Origin of the sequence: Enterobacter mori LMG 25706, from assembly GCF_000211415.1 — a bacterium.
In the GTDB taxonomy this organism is placed as follows: Bacteria; Pseudomonadota; Gammaproteobacteria; order Enterobacterales; family Enterobacteriaceae; genus Enterobacter; species Enterobacter mori.
This window is the reverse complement of the sequence record NZ_GL890779.1, coordinates 30,161-37,177: the sequence shown is the minus strand read 5'-3', so window position 1 is coordinate 37,177 and position 7,017 is coordinate 30,161. Positions and strand designations below refer to the sequence as shown.

General features: G+C 57.1%; 5 protein-coding genes. 3 read left to right on the top strand and 2 right to left on the bottom strand.

Annotated elements, in window-relative coordinates:
* Positions 1-1,240: efflux RND transporter permease subunit (locus ENTMO_RS26685; protein WP_010433804.1), on the bottom strand; the 1,240-nt coding region annotated here is incomplete at its 3' end.
* Positions 1,241-1,382: 142 nt separating this feature from the next.
* Positions 1,383-3,077, bottom strand: a complete 1,695-nt coding sequence (gene narQ / locus ENTMO_RS0117575; RefSeq protein ID WP_010433800.1) for a nitrate/nitrite two-component system sensor histidine kinase NarQ — start codon at positions 3,075-3,077, stop codon at positions 1,383-1,385.
* A gap of 151 nt (positions 3,078-3,228) precedes the next feature.
* Between narQ and aegA the strand changes: the two genes are divergently transcribed.
* The 3 genes from aegA (at position 3,229) to ENTMO_RS0117560 (ending at position 7,016) form a co-directional block, all read left to right on the top strand.
* The gene (gene aegA / locus ENTMO_RS0117570) at positions 3,229-5,205 is read left to right on the top strand and encodes a formate-dependent uric acid utilization protein AegA (RefSeq protein ID WP_010433797.1); all 1,977 of its coding nucleotides are present in this window, start codon (positions 3,229-3,231) and stop codon (positions 5,203-5,205) included.
* A gap of 67 nt (positions 5,206-5,272) precedes the next feature.
* Positions 5,273-5,863 (top strand): GDP-mannose pyrophosphatase NudK, encoded by a 591-nt coding sequence (gene nudK / locus ENTMO_RS0117565; RefSeq protein WP_010433794.1) that lies wholly within the window; start codon positions 5,273-5,275, stop codon positions 5,861-5,863.
* 109 nt (positions 5,864-5,972) lie between these two features.
* Positions 5,973-7,016 carry a DUF1176 domain-containing protein gene (locus ENTMO_RS0117560; protein ID WP_010433792.1) on the top strand — a complete coding sequence of 348 codons (1,044 nt, stop codon included), beginning with the start codon at positions 5,973-5,975 and terminating at the stop codon, positions 7,014-7,016.
* Position 7,017 lies beyond the last annotated feature (1 nt).

Below are 7,017 nucleotides of genomic sequence, written 5' to 3'. Positions count from 1 at the left end.
CCACCACCACGATGGCGTCATCCACCAGCAGGCCAATCGCCAGCACCATCGCGAACATGGTTAAGGTATTGATACTGTAGCCAAAGGCATACAGCACGGCGAAGGTGCCGAGTAGCACCACCGGAACGGCAATGGTGGGAATAAGCGTGGCGCGGAAGTTTTGCAGGAACAGGTACATGACCAGGAACACCAGCCCGATCGCTTCCAGCAGGGTTTTCACCACGTCTTCAATAGAGGCTTTAACGAAGGAGGTGGTTTCGTAGGCGACTTTGTATTCCAGCCCGTGCGGGAAATAGTGCGACAGTTCGTCAAGGCGATTTAGCACCAGTTCAGCGGTTGCCATTTCGTTCGCGCCGGAGGCCAGCTTCACCCCTAAGCCGGATGCCTGGTTACCGTTAAAGCGGCTCAGATAATCATACTTTTCCGCGCCCATTTCCACGGTCGCGACATCGCCCAGCCGCACTTCAGAGCCGTCCTGATTGACCCGCAGGGTGATATTACGGAACTGATCGGGCGTCTGGAGCAGGGACTGAGAATTAATGGTCGCGTTCAGCGCCTGGTTATCGACAGAGGGTGTACCGCCCAGTTGACCGACGGCGATCTGAGCGTTCTGCGATTCGATGGCGTCAGTCACGTCTTTGGCCGTCATCTGCACGCTGTTCAGCTTGTTGGGATCCAGCCAGATGCGCATGGAATACTGCGAGCCGTAGGCGTCGATATCCCCCACGCCGTTAATACGGCTGAGCGGATCCTGGATATTACTCGCCACGTAGTCAGCGATATCCTGCTTATCCATCGAACCATCGGTGGAGACAAACGCGATGGTTAAAATATTGGTATCACCGGTTTTACGTACGGTCACGCCCTGGTTCTGCACCGCCTGCGGTAGCTTACGCAGGGCAGACTGCAGCTGGTTTTGCACCTGCTGTACCGCTTCGTCCGGGTCGGTTCCCGCCGTAAAACTCAGTGTCACCGTAGCCTGACCGGTGGCGCTGCTCTGTGAAGACATGTACATCAGGTTATCGAGACCCGTCATGTTCTGCTCGATCACCTGGGTGACGGTATTTTCCAGCGTCTGGGCTGATGCGCCAGGATAGTTTGCCGTGACGCGCACATTTGGCGGCGCCAGATCGGGGTATTGCTCAACAGGAAGTGAAGTAATGGCCAGAACACCCGTCAGACATAACAGAATGGCAAGTACCCAGGCAAAAATGGGGCGATCGATGAAGAAATTCGCCATGAAAGTGTGACCTCGTTTTGCTGCACGTCATTATTGTTTATTGCCCGCATAACTTTAGCGGTTAGGCCCAGGTCAAACGTGGAGAAATAAAGGAGATAATGTAAATTATCATGCGCTTTTCCCTGCGTGCTCCCCTTTACCGTTATTTACCCGCCAGCGCTGCGGGTGTACGGAAAGTGACGGTGACCTCCGTTCCGCCGTTTTTCGGCTGCGAAAAGCGCAGCGTTCCGCCGAGCCGTTCCGCACGTTCGCGCATGATGTTCAGCCCGTAATGGCCCGGCGGTTCGTTCGCCTCGCCAATGCCAATTCCGTTATCGCGTACAGCCACGCTGTGCGTACCGTCAGCGGCGGTAATGCAGCTGACGGTGATCTCGCTCGCGTCGGCATGTTTGATGGCGTTCAGCACCGCTTCCCGCACAATCTGCAGCAAATGCACCTGTTTTTGCGCATCCAGGGCCAGGGATGAGAGTCGACAATCGAGAACCAGCTTCGCCTTCGTCTGGGTTTGCAATCCCTCGAGAGACTCCTGCAGCGCGGCGGGCAGGTTTGCGTGGTTGAGCGTCAGGCGGAAGGTGGTGAGCAATTCACGCAGCTGGTGCCAGGCGTTGTTAAGCTCGCGCGAGAAGTCCGTTATGATGGTCTGCGCCTGGGGATTCTCATCCGGGACGGCGCGTTTGAGCAGGGCAAGCTGAATGCGCAGATAGGACAACACCTGCGCCAGCGAATCATGCAGTTCGCGGGCGATGGTGGCGCGCTCTTCCATCAGCAGCAGCTGTTGATAGTGTTTTTGCGCCTGGTTGAAGTAAAGCCCGCGCCCCAGCATCGTCGCCACGCTCTTCATCAGCGGGAGTGACACGCCCCCGGTCTCGCTCTGCCAGCGCAGTTCGCCATACAGGGTGTCCTGCATCAGAACAGGCAAACTGTGCAGTTCCGCGCCTTCGGCTTCGCTGCCTTCGAACAGTTGCCAGTCGTCACTGGTCCGCAGCGCCAGATAATTTATCTGCGTGTATTCATGCACGATCTGCAAAATATGCCTGAAACAATGGCTGTCTATCTGTCCGGTATTCAGTGCCTGAGAACATTTGAACAGCATTTCGAGCTGCTGGTGCGCCTCATTCAGGTGCTGCGTCTTTTCCGCCACGGATTGCTCCAGCGAGCGATAAAGCGAATGCAGTTCCGCTGACATATGGTTAAACGCGCGGGAAAGCTGGCCCAGCTCGTTGGGCAGGGAGGTATCCGGTGCGGGCGTATCAAATTGTCCCTGTTCGATACGCTCGCTGGCCGCGACCAGATTGTTCAGCGGCAGTACCACCTGACGGCGGATCCGCCGCAGCGTCGCCAGCGCCAGCAGCAGAATGCTCAGTCCACCCGCCAGCGACATCAGGATCACCCGCTGAATTTTATGTTCGGTGTAGTGCTGAAGCGCCAGCACAAAGGCATCAATACGGCCGACGAAATCCTCAATGTGGGCCTGATACCATGCGGTGTCGCCGCTGGCGATGCGCTGGCTCATCTCCTGCCAGGCAAGATGCAGCTGGTGGTAGCGCTGTTTAACATCGTCCGGCACATACCAGCGGTTCAACGTCTGCAGCGCAGGGGCGCTCAGCGTCTGCTGCCAGGCTTCACGGTGTTCCATCAGTGATGGGCTGGCGCGCTGCATCTCGTAGCCCAGGCGGTAGCTCTGCATACGCAGCGAACCCGCAATGTTAATCGCCTCAGCGTCTCGCTGGCTGCTGGCGAGTGTCATCAGCGCGATGGCGCTGGTCATAACGGATAACACAATCATCGAAAAGAAAGCCCGAGCCAGGCTTCCGGAAACAGGGCGTTTAACGGTCACAAATCAGCTTCCTGAATAAATTGATCTGCCACAGGTTCACTGGAGATAGTTCGGCTTTCTGGGCATTTGAACATTGCCTGAACACGTCACCGTGGCTAAATACAGTACATATAGAAAGAATAAGGTTATTGAACCAAAAACAGGTGTCGTTATGAATCGTTTTATTATGGCCAACAGCCAGCAATGCATAGGGTGTCGTGCCTGTGAGGTCGCGTGTGTGATGGCGCACAATGATGAGCAACATGTTCTGAGTGAGCGCCATTTTCATCCCCGTATTACGGTCATCAAATCTGAGGGGAAGAACAGTCCCGTTACCTGCCACCACTGCGAAAATGCCCCCTGCGCGCACAGCTGCCCGAACGGGGCTATCAGCAAGCACAGCGACAGCGTACAGGTGAATCAACACAAATGCATTGGTTGCAAAGCCTGCGTGGTAGCCTGCCCGTTCGGCACGATGGACATCATCGTTACGCCGCTGGATAACGCGAGCGTGAAGGCGTCGGCGCACAAATGCGATCTCTGCCTGGCGCGGTCTCAGGGGCCTGCCTGTATTGAAAACTGCCCGGCTGACGTGCTCACGCTTGCCACACCCGCTGTGCTGGATAACCTGTCGAAAGCGCGGCGCACGCGCACCGCACGACTGGAAGCGCAGCCGTGGCACGGCGAGGCGGTGCAACAGGTTCAGCCGCAAACCAAACTACAGCAGTTGCACAATACTCCTCCACGGGGCGAGCCTGACAAGCTGCCGGCGCAAGAACGCGCCTGCCATTTCAACGAAATCTATCTGCCGTTTCGGGCTGAACAGGCCAGACGTGAGGCGTCTCGCTGCCTGACCTGCGGGGAGCACAGCATCTGCGAGTGGACCTGCCCGCTGCACAACCACATTCCGCAGTGGATTGCGCGCGTCACCGCGGGGGATATCACTGGTGCGGCAGAACTCTCCCATCAAACCAACTGTTTACCGGAAATTACTGGCCGCGTTTGCCCGCAGGACCGCTTATGCGAAGGTGCCTGCACGCTGCGAGATGAGTCTGGTTCCGTGACCATTGGTAATATTGAGCGCTACATCTCAGACCAGGCGCTGGCGATGGGCTGGACGCCAGACATGAGCGACGTCCTCCCGGTGGGCAAGCGGGTGGCCATTATTGGCGCAGGCCCGGCAGGGCTGGCGTGCGCCGACGTGCTGGTGCGCAGCGGCGTGAGCGTGACGGTGTATGACCGCCATCCGGAAATCGGCGGACTGCTGACGTTTGGCATTCCCGCCTTCAAGCTGGATAAATCCCTGCTCGCGCGGCGCAGAGAGATATTTACCGCGATGGGGATCCGGTTCGAACTCAACTGCGAAGTGGGACGCGATGTCTCTCTGACGCAGCTGCAGCGTGATTATGATGCCCTGTTTATTGGCGTAGGAACCTACCGCTCCATGAAGGCCGGTATCCCTCATGAAGATGCGCCGGGTGTCTATGACGCGCTGCCGTTCCTGGTGGCGAACACCCGCCATGTGATGGGGCTTGAGTCGAGCGCCTCTGAGCCGTTTATCGACACGCAGGGGCTGAATGTGGTGGTACTCGGCGGAGGGGATACGGCGATGGATTGCGTGCGAACCGCGCTGCGGCAGGGGGCCGCCAAAGTGACCTGTGCCTATCGCCGGGACGAGGCCAACATGCCGGGGTCGAAAAAAGAGGTGAAGAACGCGAAAGAGGAGGGGGCGGAGTTTGAGTTTAACGTCCAGCCCGTCGAGCTGACGCTTGCTTCGGACGGGAAGGTCAACGGTATCCGTATGCTGCGCACCGAACTGGGTGAACCGGACGCGCAGGGTCGTCGTCGTCCCGTTCCGGTTGCAGGCAGTGAGTTCGTCCTGCCTGCCGATGCGGTGATCATGGCGTTTGGCTTTAATCCGCACGCGATGCCCTGGCTGCAGGCCCAGGGCGTGGAAACGGATGACTGGGGGCGCATCATTGCCTCTGTCGAAGGGCACTATCGTTACCAGACCAGCAACCCGCAAATTTTTGCCGGAGGTGACGCTGTGCGCGGTGCCGATTTAGTGGTCACTGCGATGGCTGAGGGGCGCCATGCGGCGCAGGGTATTCTCGACTGGCTTGAGATAACAGCGCCAAAGGCGCACTAAATCCGACCGGCGACAAAGCGCGCTCCACGGCGTAGTATAACTGCACTCATTATGTCGTGGAGCCCGTATGACCCTCAAAATTGACGTTATTAAAGACAAAATCCTGTCCGAAAATTACTTTGTCCTGCGTAACATCACCTATGATTTAACGCGTAAGAATGGTGAAGTGATACGCCACAAGCGCGAGGTCTACGGCCGTGGCAATGGCGCAGCCATTTTGCTCTACAACCGTGAAAAACAGACCGTGGTATTGATTCGCCAGTTTCGGGTGGCGACATGGGTGAATGGCAATCCTGACGGACGACTCATTGAAACCTGCGCAGGCCTGCTAGACGATGATGAGCCGGAGGTTTGTATCCGCAAAGAGGCCGTTGAAGAAACGGGCTTTGAAGTGGGTGAGGTAAAAAAGGTGTTCGAACTGTTCATGTCGCCAGGCGGCGTGACGGAAATTGTCCACTTCTTCATTGCGGAATACAACGATGCGCAGCGCACTCACCGGGGCGGTGGCGTTGAAGACGAGGATATTGAGGTGCTGGAAATGCCGTTTTCTCAGGCACTGGCAATGGTGAGAAGCGGAGAGATCAGGGACGGTAAAGCCGTAATATTGTTGCAGTACCTACAAACGACCGGGATCATGAGCCCCTCTTTCGAACGGTGATAGATTACATTTCAGATAAATCTATCCGATAAATCCGATTGAGCAAGCCCGGTTCGGACACGAAGATACTGCCCAGTTTGACGTTTTCGTTTCCGGGATTGTGCCATCCATGCGCTACTGCGTTTTTATTCTCTTCCTGTTTTGCGTGCTACCCGCGCCATTGGTGTGGGCTGCTCCCGCCCAGCAGTCCTTCTCTGACTGGCAGGTCACCTGCAATAACCAGAATTTTTGCGTTGCGCGAAATACCGGTGAACATCGCGGTCTGGTCATGACGCTCAGCCGCAGCGCGGGCGCGAAAACGGACGCCACGCTGCGGATCGATCTCGGTGGGCTTGCTGACCCCGTCGTGAAAGAGCCTGATATCGCGCCGCGACTGCTGCTGGATGACGTACCGCTTAAGCTTTCGCCTCAGCACTGGCAATTAACGCCCTGGCATCTGAAGACTGACGATTCCGCCACCATCACCGCTTTTTTGAAAAACATTCAGGAAGGGCACGCCCTGACGTTGCAGGGTGGCAAGCAGGTTATCTCACTGGATGGCCTGAAAGCGGCACTGCTGTTTATCGATGCCCAGCAAAAACGCGTCGGCAGCAAAACCGCCTGGATAAAAAAAGGGAACAGTCCGCCGCTGAGCGTGCCGCCCGCACCCGCATTAAAAGAGGTGGCGGTCGTCAACCCGACACCGACGCCGCTGACCCATGAAGAGTTGAACGACCTGCTGGATTATGGCACCTGGAGGATGAATAACAGTCAATGCTCGCTTGATCCGAACCGCCGTGAAGTCCGCGTTACCGCATTAACCGATGACAAAGCGCTGTTGATCGTCAGCTGCGAAGCCGGGGCGTATAACACCGTCGATTTGGCATGGCAGGTTTCGCGCAAAAAGCCGTTTTCTGCCCGTAGCATCAGGTTGCGTCTGCCATTTACCCCTTCAAGCAACAGCAGCGAGATGGAGCTGATGAATGCCAGCTTCGATGAGAAAACGCGTGAGCTGACCACGCTGGCGTTAGGGCGGGGCATTGGGGACTGCGGGATCCAGACGCGCTGGCGTTTTGACGGCCAGCGCTTCCGCCTGGTCCGCTATGCGGAAGAGCCCAGCTGTGATAACTGGAACGGGCCAGACGCCTGGCCCACGCTGTGGATTACGCGGTAGC